This is a genomic window from Anaerobacillus sp. ABR4_321 (assembly GCF_056158505.1).
Genome location: NZ_JBSWTK010000001.1, coordinates 4031266 through 4055216 on the forward strand (window position 1 = coordinate 4031266; position 23951 = coordinate 4055216).

General features: G+C 41.0%; 25 protein-coding genes. 7 read left to right on the plus strand and 18 right to left on the minus strand.

What is annotated here, in order from left to right; all coding sequences use genetic code 11:
• Positions 1-25: 25 nt before the first annotated feature.
• A complete protein-coding gene (locus tag ACXADT_RS21165; protein WP_474832768.1) occupies positions 26-643 on the plus strand; it encodes an NUDIX hydrolase in 618 nt (205 codons plus the stop codon).
• A gap of 29 nt (positions 644-672) precedes the next feature.
• A complete protein-coding gene (locus ACXADT_RS21170) occupies positions 673-1464 on the plus strand; it encodes an AraC family transcriptional regulator (protein ID WP_474832770.1) in 792 nt (263 codons plus the stop codon).
• On the opposite strand, the gene ACXADT_RS21175 is transcribed toward ACXADT_RS21170, so the two are convergent.
• The 6 genes from ACXADT_RS21175 to ACXADT_RS21200 all read right to left on the minus strand — a co-directional run bounded on the left by ACXADT_RS21175 (position 1408) and on the right by ACXADT_RS21200 (position 6438).
• Entirely contained in the window at positions 1408-2637 is a 1230-nt protein-coding gene (locus ACXADT_RS21175) for an MFS transporter (protein ID WP_270180694.1), read from the minus strand. The genes ACXADT_RS21170 and ACXADT_RS21175 overlap by 57 nt on opposite strands.
• Before the next feature lie 79 nt (positions 2638-2716).
• On the minus strand, positions 2717-3076 hold the full coding sequence (locus tag ACXADT_RS21180; RefSeq protein WP_474832772.1) for a YdbC family protein: 360 nt from the start codon (positions 3074-3076) through the stop codon (positions 2717-2719).
• On the minus strand, positions 3073-3645 hold the full coding sequence (locus ACXADT_RS21185; RefSeq protein ID WP_270180692.1) for a DNA-3-methyladenine glycosylase I: 573 nt from the start codon (positions 3643-3645) through the stop codon (positions 3073-3075). The genes ACXADT_RS21180 and ACXADT_RS21185 overlap by 4 nt, the downstream gene beginning before the upstream one ends.
• A gap of 86 nt (positions 3646-3731) precedes the next feature.
• On the minus strand, positions 3732-4331 hold the full coding sequence (gene cysC, locus ACXADT_RS21190; protein WP_474832774.1) for an adenylyl-sulfate kinase: 600 nt from the start codon (positions 4329-4331) through the stop codon (positions 3732-3734).
• 51 nt (positions 4332-4382) lie between these two features.
• Positions 4383-5510 (minus strand): sulfate adenylyltransferase, encoded by a 1128-nt coding sequence (sat, locus tag ACXADT_RS21195; protein WP_474832776.1) that lies wholly within the window; start codon positions 5508-5510, stop codon positions 4383-4385.
• 142 nt (positions 5511-5652) lie between these two features.
• The gene (locus ACXADT_RS21200) at positions 5653-6438 is read right to left on the minus strand and encodes a hypothetical protein (protein ID WP_270180689.1); all 786 of its coding nucleotides are present in this window, start codon (positions 6436-6438) and stop codon (positions 5653-5655) included.
• 211 nt (positions 6439-6649) lie between these two features.
• Between ACXADT_RS21200 and uptA the strand changes: the two genes are divergently transcribed.
• A complete protein-coding gene (gene uptA / locus ACXADT_RS21205) occupies positions 6650-7246 on the plus strand; it encodes an undecaprenyl phosphate transporter UptA (RefSeq protein ID WP_474832778.1) in 597 nt (198 codons plus the stop codon).
• Here the strand turns inward: uptA and ACXADT_RS21210 are convergent.
• Genes ACXADT_RS21210 through ACXADT_RS21220 form a run of 3 tightly spaced genes read right to left on the minus strand, consistent with a single transcriptional unit; the run spans position 7243 to position 8690 of the window.
• Positions 7243-7767 (minus strand): GNAT family N-acetyltransferase, encoded by a 525-nt coding sequence (locus ACXADT_RS21210; protein WP_474832779.1) that lies wholly within the window; start codon positions 7765-7767, stop codon positions 7243-7245. The genes uptA and ACXADT_RS21210 overlap by 4 nt on opposite strands.
• A gap of 13 nt (positions 7768-7780) precedes the next feature.
• Positions 7781-8188 (minus strand): GNAT family N-acetyltransferase, encoded by a 408-nt coding sequence (locus tag ACXADT_RS21215; protein WP_270180686.1) that lies wholly within the window; start codon positions 8186-8188, stop codon positions 7781-7783.
• Between the two features lie 13 nt (positions 8189-8201).
• Positions 8202-8690 carry an 8-oxo-dGTP diphosphatase gene (locus ACXADT_RS21220; RefSeq protein ID WP_270180685.1) on the minus strand — a complete coding sequence of 163 codons (489 nt, stop codon included), beginning with the start codon at positions 8688-8690 and terminating at the stop codon, positions 8202-8204.
• Positions 8691-8815: 125 nt separating this feature from the next.
• Here ACXADT_RS21220 and ACXADT_RS21225 point away from each other — a divergent pair, with 125 nt between their 5' ends.
• Positions 8816-9100 carry a hypothetical protein gene (locus tag ACXADT_RS21225; protein ID WP_474832781.1) on the plus strand — a complete coding sequence of 95 codons (285 nt, stop codon included), beginning with the start codon at positions 8816-8818 and terminating at the stop codon, positions 9098-9100.
• Positions 9101-9131: 31 nt separating this feature from the next.
• On the opposite strand, the gene ACXADT_RS21230 is transcribed toward ACXADT_RS21225, so the two are convergent.
• The 3 genes from ACXADT_RS21230 to ACXADT_RS21240 all read right to left on the minus strand — a co-directional run bounded on the left by ACXADT_RS21230 (position 9132) and on the right by ACXADT_RS21240 (position 12725).
• The gene (locus tag ACXADT_RS21230) at positions 9132-10826 is read right to left on the minus strand and encodes a M3 family oligoendopeptidase (RefSeq protein ID WP_474832782.1); all 1695 of its coding nucleotides are present in this window, start codon (positions 10824-10826) and stop codon (positions 9132-9134) included.
• 222 nt (positions 10827-11048) lie between these two features.
• Positions 11049-11972, minus strand: a complete 924-nt coding sequence (locus ACXADT_RS21235) for a DMT family transporter (protein WP_270180682.1) — start codon at positions 11970-11972, stop codon at positions 11049-11051.
• Positions 11973-11993: 21 nt separating this feature from the next.
• The gene (locus ACXADT_RS21240) at positions 11994-12725 is read right to left on the minus strand and encodes an MOSC domain-containing protein (protein ID WP_474832784.1); all 732 of its coding nucleotides are present in this window, start codon (positions 12723-12725) and stop codon (positions 11994-11996) included.
• 130 nt (positions 12726-12855) lie between these two features.
• Between ACXADT_RS21240 and ACXADT_RS21245 the strand changes: the two genes are divergently transcribed.
• Positions 12856-13038: a hypothetical protein gene (locus ACXADT_RS21245; protein ID WP_270180680.1), complete on the plus strand. Its 183-nt coding sequence runs from the start codon at positions 12856-12858 to the stop codon at positions 13036-13038.
• Here ACXADT_RS21245 and abc-f read toward each other — a convergent pair.
• Positions 13035-14696, minus strand: coding sequence for a ribosomal protection-like ABC-F family protein (gene abc-f / locus ACXADT_RS21250; RefSeq protein WP_474832785.1), 1662 nt, complete (start codon positions 14694-14696; stop codon positions 13035-13037). The two genes, ACXADT_RS21245 and abc-f, sit on opposite strands and share 4 nt — an antisense overlap.
• A 467-nt stretch (positions 14697-15163) precedes the next feature.
• Between abc-f and ACXADT_RS21255 the strand changes: the two genes are divergently transcribed.
• Positions 15164-16909: an N-acetylmuramoyl-L-alanine amidase gene (locus tag ACXADT_RS21255; protein WP_474832787.1), complete on the plus strand. Its 1746-nt coding sequence runs from the start codon at positions 15164-15166 to the stop codon at positions 16907-16909.
• Positions 16910-16955: 46 nt separating this feature from the next.
• Here the strand turns inward: ACXADT_RS21255 and ACXADT_RS21260 are convergent, their stop codons facing one another.
• The 3 genes from ACXADT_RS21260 to ACXADT_RS21270 form a co-directional block, all read right to left on the minus strand.
• Positions 16956-17384: an OsmC family protein gene (locus tag ACXADT_RS21260; RefSeq protein WP_270180677.1), complete on the minus strand. Its 429-nt coding sequence runs from the start codon at positions 17382-17384 to the stop codon at positions 16956-16958.
• Positions 17381-17950 carry a TetR/AcrR family transcriptional regulator gene (locus ACXADT_RS21265; protein ID WP_270180676.1) on the minus strand — a complete coding sequence of 190 codons (570 nt, stop codon included), beginning with the start codon at positions 17948-17950 and terminating at the stop codon, positions 17381-17383. The genes ACXADT_RS21260 and ACXADT_RS21265 overlap by 4 nt, the downstream gene beginning before the upstream one ends.
• 496 nt (positions 17951-18446) lie before the next feature.
• Positions 18447-18947, minus strand: a complete 501-nt coding sequence (locus tag ACXADT_RS21270; protein ID WP_474832788.1) for a carboxymuconolactone decarboxylase family protein — start codon at positions 18945-18947, stop codon at positions 18447-18449.
• Positions 18948-19105: 158 nt separating this feature from the next.
• Between ACXADT_RS21270 and ACXADT_RS21275 the strand changes: the two genes are divergently transcribed.
• Complete coding sequence (locus ACXADT_RS21275) at positions 19106-20209, plus strand: diguanylate cyclase (RefSeq protein ID WP_474832789.1); 1104 nt, start codon at positions 19106-19108, stop codon at positions 20207-20209.
• Positions 20210-20288: 79 nt separating this feature from the next.
• Here ACXADT_RS21275 and ACXADT_RS21280 read toward each other — a convergent pair whose 3' ends face one another.
• Positions 20289-22157 carry a PAS domain S-box protein gene (locus tag ACXADT_RS21280; protein WP_474832791.1) on the minus strand — a complete coding sequence of 623 codons (1869 nt, stop codon included), beginning with the start codon at positions 22155-22157 and terminating at the stop codon, positions 20289-20291.
• A 141-nt stretch (positions 22158-22298) separates the two neighbouring features.
• Positions 22299-23885 carry an amidohydrolase gene (locus ACXADT_RS21285; RefSeq protein WP_474832792.1) on the minus strand — a complete coding sequence of 529 codons (1587 nt, stop codon included), beginning with the start codon at positions 23883-23885 and terminating at the stop codon, positions 22299-22301.
• Positions 23886-23951 lie beyond the last annotated feature (66 nt).

Below are 23951 nucleotides of genomic sequence, written 5' to 3' on the forward strand. Positions count from 1 at the left end.
AAAACTTTACTAAAGGAGAACCTTCATGAGCGAGAAATGGCTAGACTGGGCAAAAGAAATGCAGTCCATCGCGCAAGCTGGATTAACATATACGAAAGATCCATATGACTATGAGCGGTACTTGGAACTGCGTAAATTAAGTACAGAAATAATGGAGACATATACGAAATACGATATGGCAACGATCGAAAACTTATTCGCGAATGAAACAGGTTATCAGACACCTAAAGTGGACGTTCGTGCGGCAATTTTTCAACACGGAAAAATACTATTAGTACAAGAGAAAGAAGACGGAAAGTGGTCTCTTCCTGGTGGATGGAGTGACATTGGCTATACAGCAGCGGAAGTAGCTGTAAAGGAGGTATATGAGGAAACTGGGTATCACGTGAACGTAGTAAGACTTCTCGCCATACTCGATAAATCGAAGCACCCTCATCCACCATCTCCTTATCATACATATAAGATTATTTTTCAATGTGAACGAATCGGGGGTTCTCCAACTGATAGCATCGAAACGAGTGGAAGTGGATTTTTCTCGAGAAAGAATCTGCCACCCCTCTCGACGGGACGGACGACAGAATCTCAGATTGCTTTGTTATTCGATTTTCTAAAGAACCCTTCAAAACCTGTCGTCTATGATTAAAATAGTTGTAAAGAAAGAGGAGTATAACGATGATCACGCCATACGAAAACGGGATACTGCTACTGCGAAACAATCACCTTCATGAACGGAATTGGCGTAGTGACAGCTGCTATAAGTTTATCTTTTCACATCTAGGAAAAGGGCGCTATCAAACGCAACGAGGAGACATTTCGATTAATAAAGGACAGTTTTACCTCGTAAACCCTAATGAACCTCACAGGCAGTTAGAGGTGACGAACGAAAAGTTCTTGATCGAACTCGATCAGTCGCTCTTCTATCGTGTGATGAAGGAGCTATACGCTGAAAGCAGCATTCCAGAATTTGCGGGAATAAACTACTACCATCCACAAATCGAACGGTGGGCTTCTTTCGTAAGAGCGACGATGCAGGACGCCACTCAAGAAGAGGCTTCTTATTTCCTAGAACACAGCGTTCCTCAACTCGTTCTTTTGCTGATGAAGCATGGACCTGGCTCACATCAGACGCACTTGTCATACCATTCTTCACCTTCACTCTCTAAAGCGATCGAAGCGATCAAGGATGATTATTCTGCAAACTGGACCCTAGACGAGCTCGCAAGACTATGCGGATTATCAAAGTATCAATTCGCACACGTTTTTAAAGAGACATACGGCATCGCACCCTATTCATGGCTTCAGCTTTATCGCCTTATAAGAAGTCAAGAAGCGCTCTATCATTCCAATGATACGATTTTAGAAATCGCGTTACAGTCTGGATTTACGAACCTTTCTTCGTATAATAAATTATTTAAAAAACTGTACGGAAGAACGCCTTCCCATTTTCGCCTTCACCGCCACTAAATACCCTACACTCGCAGCGATCATGAGACAGCCGCTTCCAACCATAAGCGTTTGGATCGGGATGAAAGCTGCGAGTGCTCCAAATAATGCGAGCGATACCGTGTTCGCAAGATAGAGAAGAACAGCGTTCGTACTAAACCCTCTCCCTAACATCTCTTCTGGTACGAGCGTCTGAAGAATATATACTCTAGCTAGCCCCGCGATTGGAATACCGATCCCAACTAACATCGCTCCGATTACGAAATGCTCTACATCATAGAATAAGCCGTAGTATAGCACGCCACCACCCCATATCGATGAACCGATCATATAAGTTCCTAGGTTCATCTTCTTAAAAACAAATGGAATGATCATATTCGCAACAATAACCGTTGCCCCAAAAACCCCTTGAACCATACTAAATACTTCTTCGCTTCTGTCCGTTAATTCCGACAGTGCGAGTAACATGCCCACTTCCCACACCCACGTATTTAAGAAGACGATCATAAATGTAAAGAAAAAGAGGTTTCGAATCGACACATGGTTTCTAGCCCATTTACTAAACTCCACAATGGCACTTACTGCCATCTTCACTGACTTTTTGCCCACTTTCCTTACTTCCGTTACATGTAAACGCCAAATACAGAATGAACTGATCGCATAGGTCACAGCATCGATCGTAAAGAAATGCACTGCACCGTAAGAAGAGAGGAGCCAAATCGCAATGACTGGACTGAGAACTGTAACGCCTCTACTGAGCGTATCGTTCAAGCTATTCACAACGGTTCTTTGCTCTTCATTCGTAATGAGTGGGAGGAGAGCACGATGAGCTGGATTAAAGAAACACCCGATCGTTTGGATAAGAAAGCTGATCACTAGTAAGAAGATATAGTGTAAGGCGTCTATGTAGTAGAGAAGAACCACAGACCCTACGAGTGGAATCCTTACTAAATCTAGAACGATGAGCAACTTTTTCTTTTGGACCCAGTCAGCGATTACTCCTCCAACCAATCCAAATAGAAGATATGGAGCCGTTTCCGCGATGGCCATTCCAGTCGTTAATGTTTTGGATCCTGTTAAGTCATAAGCGAGAAATAAGAAAGCCATCCCTGATAGAACATCACCTAGCTTCGATATTCCTCCCCCAAGCAGATAGTAACGGATCGTTTTATTTAAGAGAACCTCTTTATACATAAGAACACCTCCATTTTCATCATAAGGAAAATGGAGGTGTATTTTCTTATGTAATCTTGCTATCTCTTACAGCAAGATGTTACTTCACAACAGACCACCGTTTTTCGAGAGATACACGCTGTGACATGAGCCATTCTTTTAATGTGTTCTCTCCATCTTGCCAATCACATTCCTCTATACGAACTTCGATTTCATCTATTGACCCTTCTTGGCCCTGTTCATAGATCGAATCATGAACGTTCTCCATAAAGTCATCATATGCTTTATGATTTCTCCATAAAGCCCCTATCACCGCTACGTTCTCTCGTTCCTTTACCCAGCCCCCGTGTTGAGCGATGAATCCTGAACACTCCGCTATGGCGCTCCACTTTTCCTGACCCTTTGAAAAAACGACTTCTTTTCCACTCTTTACGGTACAGACGATCTTTTTTAAAATCACGATTGTCCCGCCCCATTCTCTGGGTGTTTGAAGCAATTTAATGTATGGTCATTCACTAACCCTACCGCCTGCATGAAGCTATAAATAATCACTGGACCTACAAAGGTGAAGCCTCTTTTTTTCAAGTCTTTGCTGATGGCTTTACTTAAGTCCGACTGTGCAGGTACCTCTTCACTCGAACGCCATCTGTTGATGATCGGTTCATCATCAACGTATGACCATATGTAAGATGAAAAACTTCCAAACTCTTTTTGAATTTGGATAAAGGCGTTTGCATTTTTCACTGCACCACGAACTTTGAGTTTGTTCCGTATGATACCTTCATTCGATAACAAATCTTGTATCTTTTCTTCGCTATAAGATGCCACTTTCTCTACGGAAAAATGATCGAAAGCTTCACGGTAGTTTTCTCGTCGCTTTAAGATCGTGATCCAGCTCAATCCAGCCTGTGCGCCTTCCAAGATCAACATTTCAAAAAGCTTATGATCATCATAAACAGGAACTCCCCATTCATGATCGTGGTAATCGATATAGATTTTTTCATCTGACACCCACGCACATCGTTTCATTCGTTTTCCCCCTTACAATCTACTTTATACAACAATAAAAACGCATAAAAGATGCGTTTTCAACGTTTTACTAGTATTTAGTTCGATTATCGCGCCAGCAAACCCTTTGAACGTAAGTAGTTTACTAATTGATGCACACAGTCTGGAACACTATGAATAGCTGTGTAAAGTACCACGTCAGGGGATTTTGGTGCTTCGTATGGAGCACTGATTCCGGTAAACTCCTTTATTTCTCCTGTACGAACTTTTTCATAGAGACCTTTAGGATCTCTCTTCTCACATTCTTCGATCGGACAATCCACATACACCTCAATAAACTCATCTGCTTCTACTAGATTTCTGACCATCTCGCGGTCACTCTGATAAGGAGAGATGAATGCCGTTAGAACCACCGTCCCACTTTCAACAAAAAGTTTCGCAACTTCACCTACACGTCTGATGTTTTCTTTACGATCAACTTCTTGAAATCCTAAGTCTGCATTTAGTCCGTGCCTTAGATTATCACCATCTAATAGAAAAGTAGAAACCCCTCTTGAATGCAATGCTTTTTCAAGTTCATTAGCTACCGTTGACTTTCCTGATCCCGAAAGCCCTGTAAACCATACGATATAGCTCTTATGTTCGTGTAAAAGCTGACGATCTGACTTCTGGATAGAATGACTTTGCCAATGAATATTTTTATCCATCCTTACTCTCCTTTCTGACATGTGCGCCTGCTGCCATATTCATCGTTGTTCTCAAGAATCTTTCATTCCTTTTATCAGCACCTCAATGACTTCCCGTCTACTAAACTCAGCTGGAGGTGTTATCCCTTTCCGTAACATCTCTCTTACTTTCGTACCTGAGAGAATAAGCTTCTCGTGATCATCATGTGGACACGTTTTGTACGTTGCGATCGCACTGCACGTTTTGCAATAGAACGCATGCTCAAAGAAGAGAAGTTGGATTCCGATATCTTCCTTCGAAAAGTTTGAAAAAATCTCCTGTGCTTCATATGTGCCGTAATAATCTCCTACTCCCGCATGATCGCGGCCTACAATGAAGTGTGAGCAACCATAGTTTTTGCGAACGATTGCATGAAATACAGCTTCTTTCGGGCCTGCGTAACGCATCGCTGCTGGGAAGCAGGAGAGGAGTGTCCGATTGCTTGGATAATACTTCTTTAAAAGAACTTCATAGCTTTTCATACGTAGATCTGCAGGTATGTCTCCTTGCTTAGTTTCACCAACCAAAGGGTGCAGAAGCAAGCCATCCACCATCTCAAGCGCACATTTCTGAATATACTCATGCGCTCTATGAACAGGGTTCCTTGTTTGGAATCCAACAACGGTATTCCATCCAAATTCCTTGATTTTGGAACGAACTTCAGATGGGGTGAGCTGATAGTCCAGAAACTGCAGGTCGGGAAATTTCGTCAAGGTGATCGGACCGCTCACATACACATTTGACTGTTTCATGAGGCGAGATACTCCTGGGTGGTTCTGATCATTTGTCTTGTATACAGCTATCGCTTCACGATCAAGGTCCACTTCGAACGTCTCCTCTACCTCTAACACACCGTAAACTTGACCATCATAGGCCAGCTTCACCTTCGTTCCTTCAGTTAACTCCTTTCTTCTTTCACTACTGACCGGAAGAACGATCGGTAAACTCCATACCGTCCCGTCTTTCAATGTCATCGAATCTAATACACTCACGTAATCCTCGCGCCCCATAAACCCAAGCAAAGGACTGAACGCGCCGATACCGATACAATATAAATCAGAAAGAGATACGGCATCGAGTGCTACTTCGATCGATATAGAACTATAATCATATTCCGGTCTATATCTATTAATCAATGTCCCTCCATGTGGTTCAATCATTTCTTTTCACGCCCTTGCTTTTTATCAATATAGTTTACTGTATGTAAAAAACACGATTATGAAAGGGACAAACTCCTAAGACAGCATTGTATTTTCGAACCATACTTGTTCAAGTTCTTAGAACAAGAAAAAACCTGCCCATTTATTGGACAGGTTTCTCATCATTCACCTGATACTTCGTTTTTTTCTCAAGCTTCCTTACTTCCTTCATAAGCTCTTTATAGCCAAACCTTGTTAATTCAAAATCCTCGTTTACGATTTCGTGCTCTTTTAGCGTTTCTCGCTTGTGTTCTGGGATCTCCTCAGAAACATCTTGTAACCTCTCGTTTAATTCAACGAATGTACTAGATTCGATGTCATGGACACCAATCAATTCTGCTACAAGCTTCATATCAGGCGTTTCTTTGATGAACAATCCTTTTTTCTCGCTGACGACCTGCTGAATCTTATCTTTTAATACGAGAAGCTCTTGCTTGATACGGTTACTGTCCGTTTCTTTTTGCTTAAGCTGCTCTCTATAGGTTGCTTTTTCAAGTTCATCTAGATCAGCTTTCGTGAGAAGTTCTTCAAAGAGCTGTGTTTTGTCACTATTGATCTTTTCAAGCTCACGTTCTTTCGCGGCTTCAACAGATTCATTCTCAGGATCTTGCCATTCGAACGTTAGCTGTGCTTCTGAACTAACAGCCGCCTCTTTTTCCTGTTCTTGTTCGCCACCTTTTAACACTCGGTCGAAATCTTGAATTTTCTTCATGACATATAACGATACACCGACACTTAAGCAAGTGATAAATAATCTAAATAGAAATGGAGAAAAAGCCACCGCGTATAAAAGTAGTATGAATCCTATTATCGAAAGGATGGTGAGTACTTTTTCTTTGCCTGTCTTTGCTTCAAGGGGTTGGTCCAACGTACCGAGAAACTTTTTCATGGATGTTATCATCCTTACATTTCACCTCTCTACTCTATTGTCATTCTCTATGAGAACGAGCAGTACCCGGATCGCACAGACCCCGGGTATAAGACTATTCGACCGACACATCTATTTTATGAGCACCTTGTCTCATTTAGTATGAATAACCCAGATGGAATTTAAATAAACATAAGGACAGGATCAGCCAATAGGAAGGGAGATCATTCAAGTGGAATCTTATATTGTCCAATGCTTAAGCTGGTTGCTTACGCTAGGATATCCTGGTATCGCAATTGCTTTAATGATAGAAGTGATTCCAAGCGAACTTGTTCTGGCATACGGGGGGTATATGGTTTCAAAGGGACACATTCACTTTACTGGAGCAGTCGTTGCCGGAATCATCGGCGGTACGATCGCTCAGCTTTTCTTATACTGGTTAGGACGATACGGCGGTCGCTCTTTCCTCGAAAAATATGGAAAATACCTATTCATTTCCAAAAAACATATGAATCTCGCAGAAAGATGGTTTGAACAGAATGGCGTTAGTGTTATCTTTACCGCACGGTTCATCCCCGTTGTCAGACACGCCATCTCCATACCAGCAGGCATCGCAAAGATGTCTCTCATCCGCTTTACACTTTATACGATGCTCGCGATGATCCCATGGTCGATATTGTTTTTATATATCGGGTTAAAACTCGGTAGAAACTGGCAGCACATCCACTCAGCAGCAAAAATATATACGCTACCTCTAAGTCTAGGCGCAGCTTTTTTTCTCGTTTGTTACTGTGCTTTACTCGTTTGGAAAAGACGGAAGCATGTCTAATTGGCACTCGCCCACTCTTCATATGTTAGGGAATATCGTAGCGAGTTCCTCCATCCATCTCGGATAAGAAGATGGTTTTCCAACAAGCCTTCTTTCTTCATCCCGATCTTCTCCATGACTCTACTCGATGCTATATTCCTCTCATCACATGTGCCTATAACGCCATGCAACTCAAGGTCTTTGAACGAGAATGATAGAAGCATTTTCCCTACTTCCGTTGCGATTCCGTTCCCCCACCATTCAGGATTAAGAATGTAAGAGAGTTCACCAATCTTCTCTTGAGCATTCCGCAAATTCACTTCACAAGCACCGATCACGCTATTATTTTTAGTTATTGCGTAAGCAAAGCGCGTTCTCGGAGTCTGTTTGGAAGCGAATAGGATGTCATCTACGTAGGCTTTCGAATCAGCTACAGAATTTGGCCCCCATGGCTGGTACTTACATACTTCATCAAGAGAAGCGTATCGGTGAACAGCTTCCCAATCATTTGTACGAAATTCTCTTAGTTTAATAGATGACATATCCTCACTCCTCTTATGTAAGTCTTTTCATTAAATAATACAACGTGTAGCCTTTTGGGTGATCCTTAACTTCTCCACAAACTTCAAAACCTTCGTTCATATAAAATCCTGGAGCCTGAAAACTGAAGGTATCGAGTAACATTAGATGACATCCATTTTCTTTTGCATACGTCTCGATTTTCCGTAACAGCTCTCGCCCTAGACCACTGCCTCTCATCTCTTCTTTTACCCACAAAAAGTCGATATGAAGATTACGCCAGAACATCGTACCGGTTATTCCGCCAACGAGCTCTCCCTCTTCACGACTAACAAACGTTACAGATTCTAATGGTGTTTTGACGGAATCGGGAAGTTTGGACATGTTGTAGGCGATGAGCTTCTCCTTGACTTCAGCATTCGCTGCATCTTCTCTCGTTATCATAGTATCTTCCCCTTCACTTAAGGTTTCTGATCGTTTCTTTTAACGGATTGGTATTGCCCTTCTCATATTCAACAGATACTTCAAACGTACCTTCTTCAAAAAACTTTGGCAGTCTACGCTTAAACCAATTTTGCATCGGTAGACTCATCATATCCTTCCGAGAAACCCACTTCAGTTCTCCTTCTGGCGGATTGGATAATAGCGTTCCAGTAAAATTCCTTACTAAATAATTGAAGACAATATACCGATACTTGTCTTCTCTAATAATAAATTCGTCTACTCCTTTAAAAATCATATCTGATTCTTTAGCATGCAGACCCGTTTCTTCGAATAACTCCCTCGATGCCCCTTCAGTGAAGCTCTCCGACATCTCAATTTTCCCGCCGGCACCGATATATCCTGGAAAGCCCGCTTCTTTCGGACGATTTAATAGAAGGATCTCATCTGTTTTTTCATTATGTACAACAACCATCGATAACAACGTTGCTTGTATTGTCTCCATCGAACTCTCCTATCTATTTGTTTATGCTGTCAGTATATACCACCTTAGAGAGAGAGCCTATAGTTTGAAGGATTTTTTTCTGTCGATAGTGGGTATCACAAGTAATAGGAAAGGGAGGCGATCGAATGTTAAAAGAAAGAGATTACAAAAGTAGAAAGAAGATGGACAAACGACTCATCAACTGGTCTGTAAAAAACACGAAGGAAGAAGAATTTCAAGATTCACAAGTTGCGATCGTAGAATGTACGTGTACCAATTCAGACGGTGATGAGTTACAAACGGTCAAAACGTTAGAGATCGACCCCGAACATGAATCCTGGGAAGACTGGATGAATGAACTGAAAGAAAATCGGTTCGAAATCATTCATTGCCCAACGTGCAAAATTTGGACGATCGATTCTGAGACATAAAAGCGCCCCTCTCGTGAGGGACGCAGTGCTCTTATGCTTTCAGGTTCTTTAATTCGTTTGAAACAAACTCCATTAACCCTTTGATCATTGATTCAGAGAAGTCGAAGTGAATACCAGCTGCTTCATATACCTCTGAGAGTGAAACAGAACTTCCCAAAGATAGTGCTCGATTGTAGTTCTTTAACGTTTCCTCAGGGTTCTCTCTGTATTGGCGGTACATTTGAATTGCACCGAGCTGTGCGATTACGTATTCGATGTAATAAAACGGCACTTCAAAGATGTGCAGCGTCATCAGCCATTTATTTTTGATCCACTCTTCGTCATCACTTCGATCGACAAATGAAGAATCAAACGTTTCAGAGATTTCCATGAACTTCTCGTTCCGCTCTTCACTAGTATGCTCTGGATTCTCATACATCCAATGCTGGAACTGGTCGATCACGATCCCACTCGGTAAAAAGTGAATGATCCCTTCTAACTGCTCCTTTTTGGCGCGATGAAGCTCATCGCTATCTTTATACATGATATCCCAGTAGTCCATCGTAAGAAGCTCCATCGTCATACTTGCAAGTTCAGAAGACTCCATCGGGGTATCACGATAGTCTGATAACATCTGATTTCGCTTAAAGTCATTGTGAATACAGTGCCCCATCTCATGAAGGAGGGTTACAAAGTCATCCTGAGAGCTCGTGATGTTCATAAAGATGAATGAAAGCTCTGAAACAGGAAGGTATTCACAGAAGCCTCCTTGCGCTTTACCTTTTCGGCTTTCTAAATCTAACGCACTTTTTTCATTCATTTCTAGCAATAGCTCAGAAAAACGATTCGAAAGCTGCATAAAGATCTCAGAAGTCCCTTTCACGAGATCCTCTGTATTACCAAATGGTTTCAATGGTTTCTTTCCTGCTGGAACTGCTTTAAGATCCCATGGTTTGTAGTCACGTAGTCCAAGCTCGTTTTGATGCTCTTTTTGTAACTCTTCTTTAAGCGGTACGACATGCTTTCGAACGGCTTCAGCTAAGCTCTTACAATCTTCTGGTGTATAATCAAAGCGCTCGTACTTTTTAAACATATAATCCCGATAGTTATCAAGGTTCACATTCTCTGCCTTCTTTTGGCGAAGCTGAATCAACTGATCCATGATATGTTGGAGATCGTTTTTCTTTGTTAAAAGCGTGGTATAGATTTCAGTCATAGCCGCTTTACGAACATCTCGATCTGATTCTTGTAGGTACAGACCCATTTCACTAAGCGTCTTCTCTTCACCTTCATACATGAACGAAAGAGAACCAGTATGCTCAAAATACTTGTTTACAAGTTTATCTTCTTCTATTTCTAAGTCTATGTTTTCTTCGTTAAAAAGCTCGATTGCATTTTCTTTTCTTAATAAAAATTGCTTATAAACCGTTTGATCCAGTTCTAATCGATAAGGGGAGTCTTGAAATTTCTTATCAAAAAGCCCTTCGTACCGTTTGATGATCGGTTCTATGTATTCTTGATCGTATTCGATCGTCTGTTTCGCTTTTTCACTGCTGCTATGACATTGAAAATCGATGTAATGCCCGCTCAATCCTTCAGCTATCTCATCCATTAACGTTGACAGACGCAATACCCACTTCTCAAGCTCATCTACTGACGTTATCTCCTCTTGTAACAGCTTATCGAAACGTTCTTCTAATTGGTCCGGTTTCGTAAAATCAAACCGTTCTACATAAAAAGTACTCAATCTGTCTCCCCCTCTGCAAGTTTCCGTTTAGTCGCACCTACTAGTTTACCACAGAAAATTCTGACAGTATATGACAGCCTGAGGGCAAAAAAAATGGGACCCCATCCCATGGATGGGTTCCCTCCTGTGTGGAAATCGAAGCATCCCATCCATGGGACGGGGGCTTCATTAATGCTCGTACCCGGATAACCAGGTGAATTAACGTCATATTCACAAGAAATTTTAACCTTTTACACCAGAATAAGTATGCTGTTTCCTTCTCATCACATACTGAACCGTTCCATTCCCCAGCATGACACCGCATACGATCAACACAAACCCTACTATTTGAGACAATCCGATCTGCTCTCCTAGGAAAATCGCTGATCCAATCAAAGCAAAAAATGGAGTCAAATTATTAAAGATCGCCACTTCCCCTGGACCGATATGGGAGATCGCTTTGTTATAAAACATATGCCCTAACCCTGTAGCAAAAATAGCAGATGCTGCAAAAACACTCCAGATCGGCCACTGTGATTGTGTTAAGGTCCCAACACCGCTCGGCTCGATGACGAGCGCAATGATAAATAACGTAGAGGAGCCAACCAGAAGCATCCACCCCGTCATAAGCCTTGGTCCCATCGTCTCCGTTCCTTTTTTAATGAAAATAAAGCTGATCGCCTGTGTCACTACCGATAAGAAGACGAGAAAATCCCCACTGGAGACAGAGCCTGGCTGATTATGTCCACTCAATACGACAAACGAAACACCAACAAGCGCGAGTAGAATACCAGCTCCTTTTGTGAACGTCATCTTGTCTTTTAGAAATAAAACAGCAAAGAATGCTGTCATGAGTGGAACAAGTCCCAATATGAGTCCTGCGTTTGAAGCGGTTGTGCTCGTTAACCCTAGCGCTAGGAAGGAATGATGGCACACCACTCCTGTAATCGCCCCCGCACTGATGTACCCTGCTTCTTTAAAGGAAATCTTTCTTAAATCCTTTCCGATGAGAACAACAGCAAGTACGACTAATCCAGCAGTAAAAATACGAATCGATTGAATCATCACAGGTGTGAAGGTGTTGACGAGCAATTTAATCGCAACTACGTTAAATCCCCATATGACCATGAGTAAAAGCAGCCCACCATACAATACAAAATTCTTCAAAGTATTCCTTCTTTCTTTTATCTATAGTGAGTCGCGATCGATCAAGTGAACGTCGTCACCAATTTTAATCGGTCCAGTCTCGATAACACGTAAGTAGATCCCAAAATGATTTCGGTGATGTTTTGCAACTCTCTTCAACAGATCTGGTTGTCTAAGACCACTTTCAGGATCCACCGTAATAATCATACAGCGTTCACATGGACTAGTGACCATCACTTTAACATGTTCTCCGATTTGAAGGGTACTCCCGATCCATTCTTGTTCAATGAACGCTTCTTGACTGTTTAATTCAAGCTTCAAATTAGGGCGAAACCTACGATCATCAACATGTTTCCCCCAAGCCTCTGATAACGCTTCGAGGGAAGCATCCGTAACCATCAAAAGGTTCGCCTCTTCGATCGCACCAGTCGGCACATGTTCTGGGTGATAAGAGACCTTTTGGAGTTTTTTAGAAGAACGTTCTTCCATTTCTTCAAGCCATTCAGAATCTGACCATCTATAGCTTTCTCCTGACATTGTCGTAACGATTGGCTCAGGAAAAGCCGTGAGCGAATCCGGTCCGTCAAAGGAAGCTTTGTATGTGACCATGTCAGGAAATTGTGTAATCGTAAGAAACGACTCTTTTTCATCGATGAGTGCATGGCTACGATCCCCATACAAACCATAGTTCATAACTCTCGTTTCACTTACTTTCTCTCCGCGCATTGATTTGACCGGGTGTCTGGTGATCTCTGAAATCGTACCTACGTGCATCGCATTAACCTCCCTACTAGTTATCTTTCCATTAGTATACCCGTTCAACGTTCTTTCATAAATTTATTAGTATAAACTTTACTAGATTTGAATAAAACTAGTAATAACCAATAGGAAGGAGATGAGGAAGATGGAAATAAAAGAATATTACTCTATTACGTTGTATAACGAAAACCGTAAAGAGATCTATCGATCTGAAGATGAATACGATAATTTTGAAGAAGCTCACCGGGAAGGCTTCCTGCTTCTCCGCGACAATCCCAAAGCAGACCTCTACTCAATTGATAAGTTCTTTGCTGTTGAGGATGTCTAACTCTCTCGTTTTTTCTTCATCAACTTTGATAACTCAGCATCCAGCTCCTTTATTTTAGGATCACCTGGAAGCAGTAAACTAATCTCACTAATAATAGCTGATATGCTATTTTCTAAAAGCATTTTCTGCTCCTCACTCGTAGGATCAGTCGTGCTTTTTTTCTTTGTTTCATATTCTGATAGCCCCATTTCAACTCGATGAAACCTGTTCTCCTCATGGACGAGTAGACGATCGCACATTTTATCCATGAAATAGCGATCATGTGATACAACGATCACGGTTCCACCAAATTCCATCAACGTTTCCTCCAATTGTTCTCTAGAAGGCAAATCCAAATGATTTGTCGGTTCATCCAAGACTAACACATCATGTTTGTTCATAAGTATACCGGTTAGCTTAATTTTCGTTCGCTCACCGAGACTCAACATTCGTATGGGAATCGTTTGCCTCGTTCGCTCAAGTCCCATCGTTGCTAGTATCGTTTTCGCTTGATAAATGTCGTCTCTCGTTATATAACCAAGAGCTTCGATCGCATCCTTGTCTTCAGGCAGGTCATGTACATCTTGAGAAAGATAGCCGATCGATAACGAAGGACTTCGCCATACCTCCCCTTCTGAACATTCTTTTTCTTCTACAAAAAGACGTAATAACGTTGTTTTTCCACATCCGTTATCACCTACGATCCCGACTCTTTCCCCTTTTTTTATATAAAAAGAGGTTTTGTCGAAAAGCGTACGATCGTTAAACCGGACTGCTATATCGCTCGCTTCAATTATTCTCTTACCGTGACCCGTGCTTTCTTGGAATTGAAAACGCACTTTCTGCTCATCTTTCGGTCGCTCGATCCCACTTTCATCGAGTTTCTTTTGAAGCTGCTTACGAGTAGACTTCACCTGCTTATCCATTTTTTTCGCCTTCATACGATAATACTCTTTCTTACCTTCTTGTTTTGTTGAATCATTATGAGCTTTTTCTGACCAATTCTCTAAAGAGGCCAGATGCTTTTCAATTCGTTTTCGTTCACTTTCTTGAACGTGGTAATGATGAAGCTTCTCATCATATCTCCGTTTCTTCTCAGCACGATAGTCGGAATAATTTCCTACATACTCATGAACCTGCCGATCTTCTATTTCGATAACCCTATTTACGGTTCTATCTAGAAAGTAACGGTCGTGTGAGATGATCAATACCGCTCCTTTAAAAGAAGAAAGCTCATTGATCAGCCATTCCACTCCTTTTAGGTCAAGGTGATTTGTCGGTTCATCCAACAGGAGGATATCAGGATTGGCTGCCCATATTTTCGCAAGTGAGATCTTTAGCTTCTCACCTCCGCTCAAGTGAGTTTCACTTCCTGAATACTCCCTGACCATACCGAGCTCTTTCGTCCGTTTTAGGAATTCACCATTTATCGAGGAGGCATTGGAAGCCTCCATTTCAGTCGATTGCTGCAAATAGCCAACCGAACCTCTCACATCGACTGCCCCATCGTCCTGCTTAGAATACCCAGTCAGGATATTGGCAAGCGACGTCTTTCCAGCTCCGTTCGCTCCGACGATCCCGATTCTCTCGCCATGCTCTATAGTAAGGTTCACATTTTCGAACAATATTTTTTCCTCAAACGCTTTAGTTAAATTTCTTACCGAAATCATATTCGTCATCATAACGCCTCCCTATTTTCTTAGGGAATTAAAAAAACTCCCCAATTCTGGAGAGATACGTCAGACCTGTTCCCAAAGAAGGCTGAGCATAGCCAAATAAGCATGCTCAACGAATGGTAAAAAAGGACAGACTAATCTTATTCTCCAGAATCTCAATTTCAGTATTTGAAAGTTGATCTAGAATAATAAGATTAGTTTTTCATTGCTCCTTAACCATTCCTTCCGTTATGTGTTGAACTCAGTTTAAAGAATTAGGAATATTTAGTCAACACTTCAAATCCTTTTTACTAAAAACAAAATTCGATATAAAACCTGTAATTAGTACAATGGTCTACTAAAAACCCTTAAATTCCCCACCGATATATACATTATGCAAGTCATCGATAGCGTTTATAGATAAAGGGGGATCGTTTTTTTACATATCTATCGTCACTGAGGTAAAAGGAACAAAAATAGGGGGAATTATGTTGCAAAAGCGTATCATTCTGTTTCTAGGAGTCATCGCACTGCTATTCGGCTTTACTCTACCAAGCGAAACTTCTGCTAATAGTAACGTAGATCGTATTAGTGGAGTAGACCGTATCAGTACAGCAATCGAAGTATCCAAAGAGTCTTGGCCAAGTCAACTCGCAACATCCGAAAAAGCAGTTATTCTTACAAGAGCGGATATGCCTTACGATGCACTAGCAAGCTCAGGGTTAGTAGGAGTAAAGCAAGCTCCAATCCTACTAACACATTCAACAAAACTTGACGATCGTGTAAAAAAAGAGATGGATCGTCTCAATGCAAAGAAAGTGTATATTTTAGGTGGAACAGGCGCTATTAGTTCTGGAGTAGAGAATGAATTGAAGAAACATTATTCAGTCGTTCGTTTAGAAGGATCGGATCGCTATACTACTGCTGAAGCCATCAACAAAGCAGCTGGACTCGACAAGTCTAACACAGCGATCGTTGTAAACGGGCAAACTGTCGCTGACTCTTTATCGGCGTCTAGTGTAGCTGCAATCAAACATTACCCGATTTACTTAACATCAAAAACAAAAGCACCGTCTCTTCCATCTAACGTAAAATATGTTTATTTAATCGGTGGAGACTCTGTACTATCTCAATCTGTCAAAACATCATTAGAACAGCAGGGTAAAAGTGTGACTCGTTTGTCTGGAGACGATCGTTTTCAAACAAACCTAGCTATTAATCAAGCATTCTTTAAATCTAGCTCTTCTTTCATTGTTGTAAGAGGAACGTCTACACAGAATGATAAAGAAGACTATCCGGATGCAGTTGCAGCAGCTGGACTATCACAAAAACTAGATGCACCGATCGTGTTGTCTCACCACTCTAGTGTTGTTACAGATGTAAAGTCATATTTGAAAGATAATGCTAAATCAATAAAAGTTCTAGGTGGGGAAGGAGCACTTCCATCTAAAGTAGTCGATTCTTACGAAAGCAAGCAAACTACTGAAGAAGTTGCATTAGGTACTGCTGTCGTAACGGCTTCAAGCCTAAACGTTAGAACTGCTCCAACCCTTTCTGGTACGAAAATCGGAGCTCTTCTAGAGCATTCTGAAGTGACGATCTATGGATTTGAAGGAGACTGGGTGAAGATTAAGTACAATGGTCAATTTGCTTACGTTCATGGAGCTTACCTTCTTATGAAGACGAGTGATGTATTGAATGGCCTTACGATTGTTGTTGACCCAGGACACGGTGATCATGATCCAGGTGCAAGCAGAGGGAACCTTTTAGAAAAGGATATCAATCTTGATGTCTCCACGTTCTTAGAGAAAAAGTTAAAACAAGCTGGAGCAAACGTTGTGATGACGAGAAAAGACGATACGTTTCTTGAACTTGAGGATCGCTCAGATATGGCAAACCATATCGATGCTGACTCTTTCATAAGTGTTCATACAAACGCAGGTCCTGAAGCAGCTCATGGGATCGAGACATATTGGTACAGCAAATATAGCTCAGAAGAAAGTAAAGCACTTGCAGCAAGCATCCAAAAGCGTTTGATCGAAGTAACGAACGCGAGAGATCGAGGTGTGAAACACGCAAGCTTTTCTGTTATTCGTGAATCAACGATGGCTGCTGTTCTTGTAGAGGTTGGATTCCTATCGAATAATGAGGAATATAAGCTCCTCTTAACGCAATCCTACAGAGAGAAACTAGCAGAAGGTATCTATCAAGGTGTAATCGATTATTACAAGAACTAATAAAGAAAGCGTACATCCCGTTAAGGGATGTACGCTTTTTCTATGCTTATGCTTTTGTCCAGTTAGCAGTCATTTCAACATCAGCAGCTTCAAGAGTCGTGTAAACAGGGCAACGAGAATCTACGATACGCTGAAGTTCTTGAACGCGCTCTTCGCTTTCAGATGTTTTTACTTTTGCATCAACGTTGATCTTTTGGAAATAAGGGCGAACGCCTTCTGCTCCCATCATTCCTTTTGGATCTAGTTCACCATTGATCGCGAATTCAATTCCTTGAAGGTCGAAGTCGATTTCCTTCGCTACGAAGTTTGCGATCGCATTTTCACAACCAGCTAATGATGCAAGTAGTGTCGCAAGTGGGTTTGCACCTTCGTCAGTACCACCCATGTTTGCTGGCTCGTCGATAACGATCTTATGACCGTGAGAAAGACCTTCTGTATTCATTCCTTTAGATACTGCTGTAATTTTTTCGATCATGTGTAAAACTCCTTTTCATTTAGATAGTGAACACGTATCGTGTCTGCAATATTTTTCAGGATAGACACATCCTGATAACTTTTCATTAAAAGTATGCCGCCTTCTAACTGAGCTACAATGGTTTGAGCATGTTTCTTAGGATCTCCGTCGACGAACTCTCTCAATGCTTCTTCAAGGTTTTCAATCCACGAATGAAGAAGTCCATTCACCTTTTCTCGAAACACTTCATCATGTTCGCTCATCTCAAGAGCAAGATTTCCAAACGGACAACCATGGATGTTCGCCTGAGTTTCATGGTATTGCACAGCCCAATGAAGCATCGTATCGAGCTTTTCTCGACCGCTCTGATCCGTTCTAAGAATGTCCTCTATCAAATGTTGATTCCATGTTTCAACAAAGTGATCAACAACTGCGATTCCAAGATCCCTTTTTGATGAAAAGTAATGATAAAACTGACCTTTTCCAATTCCTGATTCGGATAGAATATCTTTAAGGCTCGTACTTTCATATCCCTTTGAATGGATCAGTCGAGCAGTCGCGTTAATGATTTCATCTCTTTTTGTCATAGATATCACCTTCTAATCGTTAGTAAAACCCACTAGTTGGTGTCATTTTACCATAGGCTATAACCTAAGAGACATGCACCACCTGCTCAATGAGAGGAAGGCTGACATATTCAATTTTCAAAACCAACCGGTTGGTACAGAATAAATGTAACATCATCCTATAAGATGTGCCAACTAAAACGCTCAGGTTTTTTTAACCTGAGCATAAGCTTGTAAAATCCTCAGTCGTTAATGGATAAAAGGAAGGTCAGTAATTCTATATTTAGGACGGAGAGTTCGTTTGGGATTCATACTCTTCAAGTAGGAGAGACGATCGCGGACTCCTGCGGTAGAACGGGCGGCCGATACCGGGGTGTGGGTTTCACCTCGGGCTTGGACGTTCGTCCGCGGAAGCATGCGATCGTCATCGACTACGGAATCGGAAGCACCGAATTATGACATAGGCTACTCCTTCCCTCATGAACGCTCAGGTTTTATTACCTGAGCGTTTTCTTTCTTATAACCCAAGTCCGATCGACGTTTGATTCGTGTAAGATGTATAAGCGATCAGCTGGTTAATCTCTACGATATTCTGTTCCGAGTAGCCATGTTCACGTAACTTGTCCAAGTCTTCCTTTTGTAATTCACTAGGGCTCGACACTAGCTTTTCAGCATAGTTCAAGATATCTTTCACATGTTCTGGAATAGCGTCTGAAGTACGGTATGACGTCAACTCTTCTACAATGTTATCATTTTCACTAATATCCTTTAACAACTCACTATGTCCTTCAAAGCAATAGTGACACCCATTCAGTTTTGAGACGTATACAACCACCGCCTCCGTTTCGAAGTCATTCAACACACCGTTCTTTATTGCTTTCGCGAGCGGCATAAATGTCGAAAAGATCTCGGGGCTTTTCGCAATAAGACGATTGAATACAGGAACAGGTTTTTCTAACTCTTCATAAATTGCCATTTCCTTTAGTTCAGATTGTTTTGCTGGTTTAATCCAAGGCATTACGTTTCCCTACCTTTCATCACGAGTAACTGCTATCATATCAAACTTTCACGAAATAGTAAGTTCGTAAGAAAAAGTACTTCGAATGACAAGAAGATTTTCCCATCATTTGATTAACATGGTAAACTATTAGTATCTACATATTGAGGTGGTTACACATGCAATTGGTTCAGGATTACTTCGGTAATATGATGATAATGCTCGCACTTTTATTTATCTATTATCAGCACTATAAAGACGAGAACCTCACCCATACCTCTTCCACTAAACGAAAAATAATCAGTGGATTTTTTGCCGGGATAACTGGCAGTATACTTATGGTTTTTGGGATTGAAGTCGGTTCCAATACCATCATCGATATGAGACACGTGCCCTTTCTCTTGGTGACGCTTTATGGAGGCTACTTACCAGGCGGAGTCGCCTTGATCATCATCCAACTCGTACGATTTTCATTCGGAGTTACAGTTTCTTCTTATGCTTCTCTTATTCTCTTCATTTCATTATATATTGGATACTTATTGTTCAGAAAATGGAAGATTGAGACAAGGATCAAAGTATTCTTCATGCTCCTATACTCCAATGTTATGTTCACAATTATCACATCCTTGTTGCTGAAAATAGATCCACTTAACAAAATCAATTTACTCTTTTGGATTACATCTTTCGTTTGTGGAATGATGGCGATCTATACATCAGAATATTTACGACGGATCAACCACCTTTTCAAACAATACCAGCTGAGCTCTACAATAGATCCTCTGACTGGTTTAAATAATGTGAGAAGCTTTGACGAAGCAATGAATAGTGCTATCAAAGAAAGCAATACAAAAAGAAAGCCCTTATCGCTCTTAATCATCGATATAGATTATTTCAAACAAGTAAACGACACCTATGGGCATGCTGCAGGTGATGCCGTATTACAACAATTCGGCGTAACGCTTCGCCAAACTGTAGGAACAGAAGATACAGTATCTAGAAACGGCGGCGAGGAATTCACCATCCTACTGAAGAACACAGATCATCAAGATGCATTACGAATTGCCGAACATGTTCGAACTTCTATTGAGGCACAGCCTTTTAAAGCTACTCAAATGGACACGATCTATATTACGGCGTCTGTAGGGGTTGCGACTTACCCAGATACGGTTTCAATAGGTGATCAACTATATAGTAAAGCAGATCAAGCGTTGTATACTGCAAAACGTAAAGGTCGAAATCGAGTATGCTCCACTACTGAACTAGATGAGCTAGTCACACAGTAGGAAACTCACCCTAACAAACTACTAATCTTTACTTTTGCGTCATATCTTTCTCCGTTACAAGAAAAAACCCGTTAGAGTCCTAACGGGTTTCAGTATTTTTGTGAACGATGGGCAACAAGATTGTCACACATGTTCCTACGTTTTTTTCACTCTCTATCTTGATCTCTCCAAAGTGTTCCGAAATGATTTTATTACTAACTGTCATTCCAAGTCCTACTCCTTTTTCTTTATTCGTATAGAAAGGAGTACCTATATGGGGGATACGCTCTTGAGCGATTCCCTTACCATTATCACGAATCACAATCGCTATTTCATCGTGGTATTGATCGATTGAAATAACAATCTTCCCTTCATCATGCTCGATTGCATCGATTGCGTTTTTTATGACATTGAAAAATACTTGTTTTATTTGATCACCACGACAGATTGTAAAGACCGGCTTCTTCATCATATTCTTTATTTTAATGTTTTTTTCATTTGCTTCTGCTTGAGCTTCTAATATCGCATTCTCCATCACCATTTTGAGACTAACCTCAAATGTATTGATCGCTTCAGGCTTACCAAGAGAGATAAATCCGTTTACGACTTCTTCTAGCTTACTGAGCTCGTTATTGATAATCCGGTGAAACTTTTTTTCTTTCTCATCTTTATCGATTGAAAGTAAGTCAAGAAATCCTTTGATCGATGTTAATGGCGTTCGGATTTCATGTGCAAAACCAGCTGCCAATTCTCCTACAACTGATAATTTCTCGATATTCTTCTTGTATTGATCGATCTTTATCTTTTCCGTAATATCTCTTGAAATAATGACATACCGATTCACTTCACCACACTCTCCAATAACAGGCATTGCCTTTCCTTCAAAGGTTAGCACTTCACCTGAGGCATGAAGTTTTCGATACGTTACGGTTACAGGCTCTTTAAAGTTACGGAGCTTCGTAAGTGCGTTCATGCACATCTCGTAGTCATCAGGGTGAACGTGGGATAGAACATCTTCCCCCACCACATCTTCCGGCAGATAATTCAGTACAGTTAGGTACGAGGGTGATGCATAGACAATCACACCTTCAAAATTAACCATACAGATGATATCACTACTATGTTCTACGATCATGCGGTGCTTTTGTTCACTCACACTTAGCTTCTGTTCTGCATTTTTCTGCTTTGTTATATCTCTTGAAATTACGATATAGTGATAGCGCTCTTCGTTTTGAACGCAGATAGCTCTTGATTCAAACCAGCGATAGTCACCATCGATGCGCAAGAGTCTATAGTCCACGGATATCGGCTTTTTGTATTTTAGGAGACGATCAAATGCCTCTTTTGCAGCAGTTAAATCTTCAGGGTGCACGTATTTAAATGAGCTAGTACCAATTTCATTCTCGATTCCATCCCTTGAATAGTCCCGATAAGAAGGCGAAACATACAAGAAGTTACCGTCTCGATCGATTAAGCTCACAATATCACTCATATTTTCCGTAATAAGCTTGTAGTTGTACAGCGTTTCCTCGATCAGCTTTTCTTTGCTTCCATTTTCCTCGATTAAAGCGACAGACTGTCCGAGTTCATTCGCTACAGGAATGCCCATTACTTTCAAATATACGTAAGACCCATCTTGCTTTATCCACTTCTGAGTCGAAGGTCCCGGGTTCGTACCATTTTGTAACGAGTGAATTCTACTCGTTACTGCTGTCCTTTGAGATTCATCGATTGTTTCCCATATCGATCGCCCTTCGAGTTCAGAGAGAGTATAGTAACCTAGTAGTTTTAAAGCGGAGGCATTTAAATACACCCATTTCCAATCCTTTTGTATTACGATTGCTGATGAAGACTTGTTATAGTAATCGATTAAATCTCTAAGTGCACTCATTTCTTTCTTCGGTTTAGAATTTGATTGAGGAGGTCGCTGAGCATCATGTTCGGTAGGATAGTAATTCACTCTAGTCATAGGGCCTCCCGTTAAACATTTATATTTTTCAGGACTTTTGAAGGAGAAAACTTATACATTACTTTCTTCTTCGACTTGCCATCTCCTGCAAAATAATCAAGAAAAAGAAGGATTCTCAAATGAGATCCTTCTTATCTTTCACTAATATACCCTTTCTCCCTTAATCCAAGTTTGCAAGACGTTGACTTCCTTCAGTTTATGAGATGATATTCCTTCTGGATGATCTGATAAGAGAACAAAATCCGCAGTAAACCCTTTCTCCAATTTGCCTTTCCACTCTTCTTGAAATTCTAATTCTGCACCTGTAGCTGAATAGGCTTTATAGATTTCACTTACCGATAGCCGCTCTTTTGGAATCCAGCCGCCTTTCGGATTTCCATCCTCGTCTTGTCTCATAACTGCCGCATAAATGTGAACGAATGGATTTAATTCACCAATAGGACAATCAGAGCTTCCGGTAAAAGGGATGCCCATTTCACTAACTGTTTTCCATGGATTACAATACTTTTCTTGTTCTTTCCCAACCCAATCAGCCGTTTGATTATATTCACCCATCATAAACCCTGGCTGAGTTTCAAGGTATGGCTTTACTTTCTTTAACCGTTCTAGTAAATCAGGCGCAAGAATTTGGGCATGTATGATCCTATGACGCATTTTGGAAGTGCCAACTTTCTCAATAGCCTTGAGCGCTTGCTCTACTGTACGGTCTCCGATCGCATGCATCGTCACTTGCATCTCATGATCGTCTGCAGTTTGGACCATTTCGTTAAGTTCTTCCTGTGAATAAATTAAAGCACCACTAGTTTCAGGTTTATCATGATATGGCTTTCGTAAAGCTGCAGTATGGAGACGCTGAGTTCCATCTAAAAATATCTTAAATGCGCCCATTCGCACCCTGTCCGTGCCATCTCCGGTTCGCCTATTATGATTATTCAAATATTTCTTCATATCATCAAGGTTGTACACATAATGATGGAGGTGAACTTGAACAGGCAGCTTCTCTTCATCTTCTAATCTTCTATAGCTGTCCCACACACGCTCGAAAGCTCCAGTGTAATTTAAATCGTCGGTATGCACTGATGAAATCCCGTGTTTCAACAAATGAGGAACCGCATCATGAATCGCTTCATATACTTCTTCTTCGCTTTTTTGTCTAAAATGAAATTTAATGAAATGCACAGCACTATCTTTAAAGCGTCCAGTCCATTCCCCGTTCTCGTCTTTTTCAATAAAACGATTATGGTTTTCTTCTAGTTCATCATTATTTCTAATAATTTTAAGTGCTTCTTCATTCACGATACATTCATGACCATCTTCATGCAGAAAGAACATAGGCTTTTTGTATTCTAATTCCTCGAGATCTTTAGCAGTCAAGAGATGGTCTATATCTGAGAATTGACTATCGATCAAACCTCGTCCTATTATCCAATCGTTCTCTTCCATCTTCTCTTCTGTATACCGATCTCGAACAATTTCCTTCATTTCATTCCATGATGTGACCTCTCGTAGATCCAATTCTTTCTTCATAAGTCCATATCGAAGGAGGTGCATATGTGTATCATTAAAGGAAGGAGCTACGGTTTTCCCCTCTCCTTCAATGACATCTTTCTCATCACCTTTATATAATCCCTCTTCAATTCTAGCAATCTTTCCATCTTCAATTAAAAGGTGTCCTTTGATTGTTTCATTCCCTGGTTGGTATAGTTCAACATTGTTAATTACCTTCATCTCCCCACCCTTTCAAAACACAGTCTTTCTATTATCTACCCGAGTGGGGACACAACTATTCGTAAA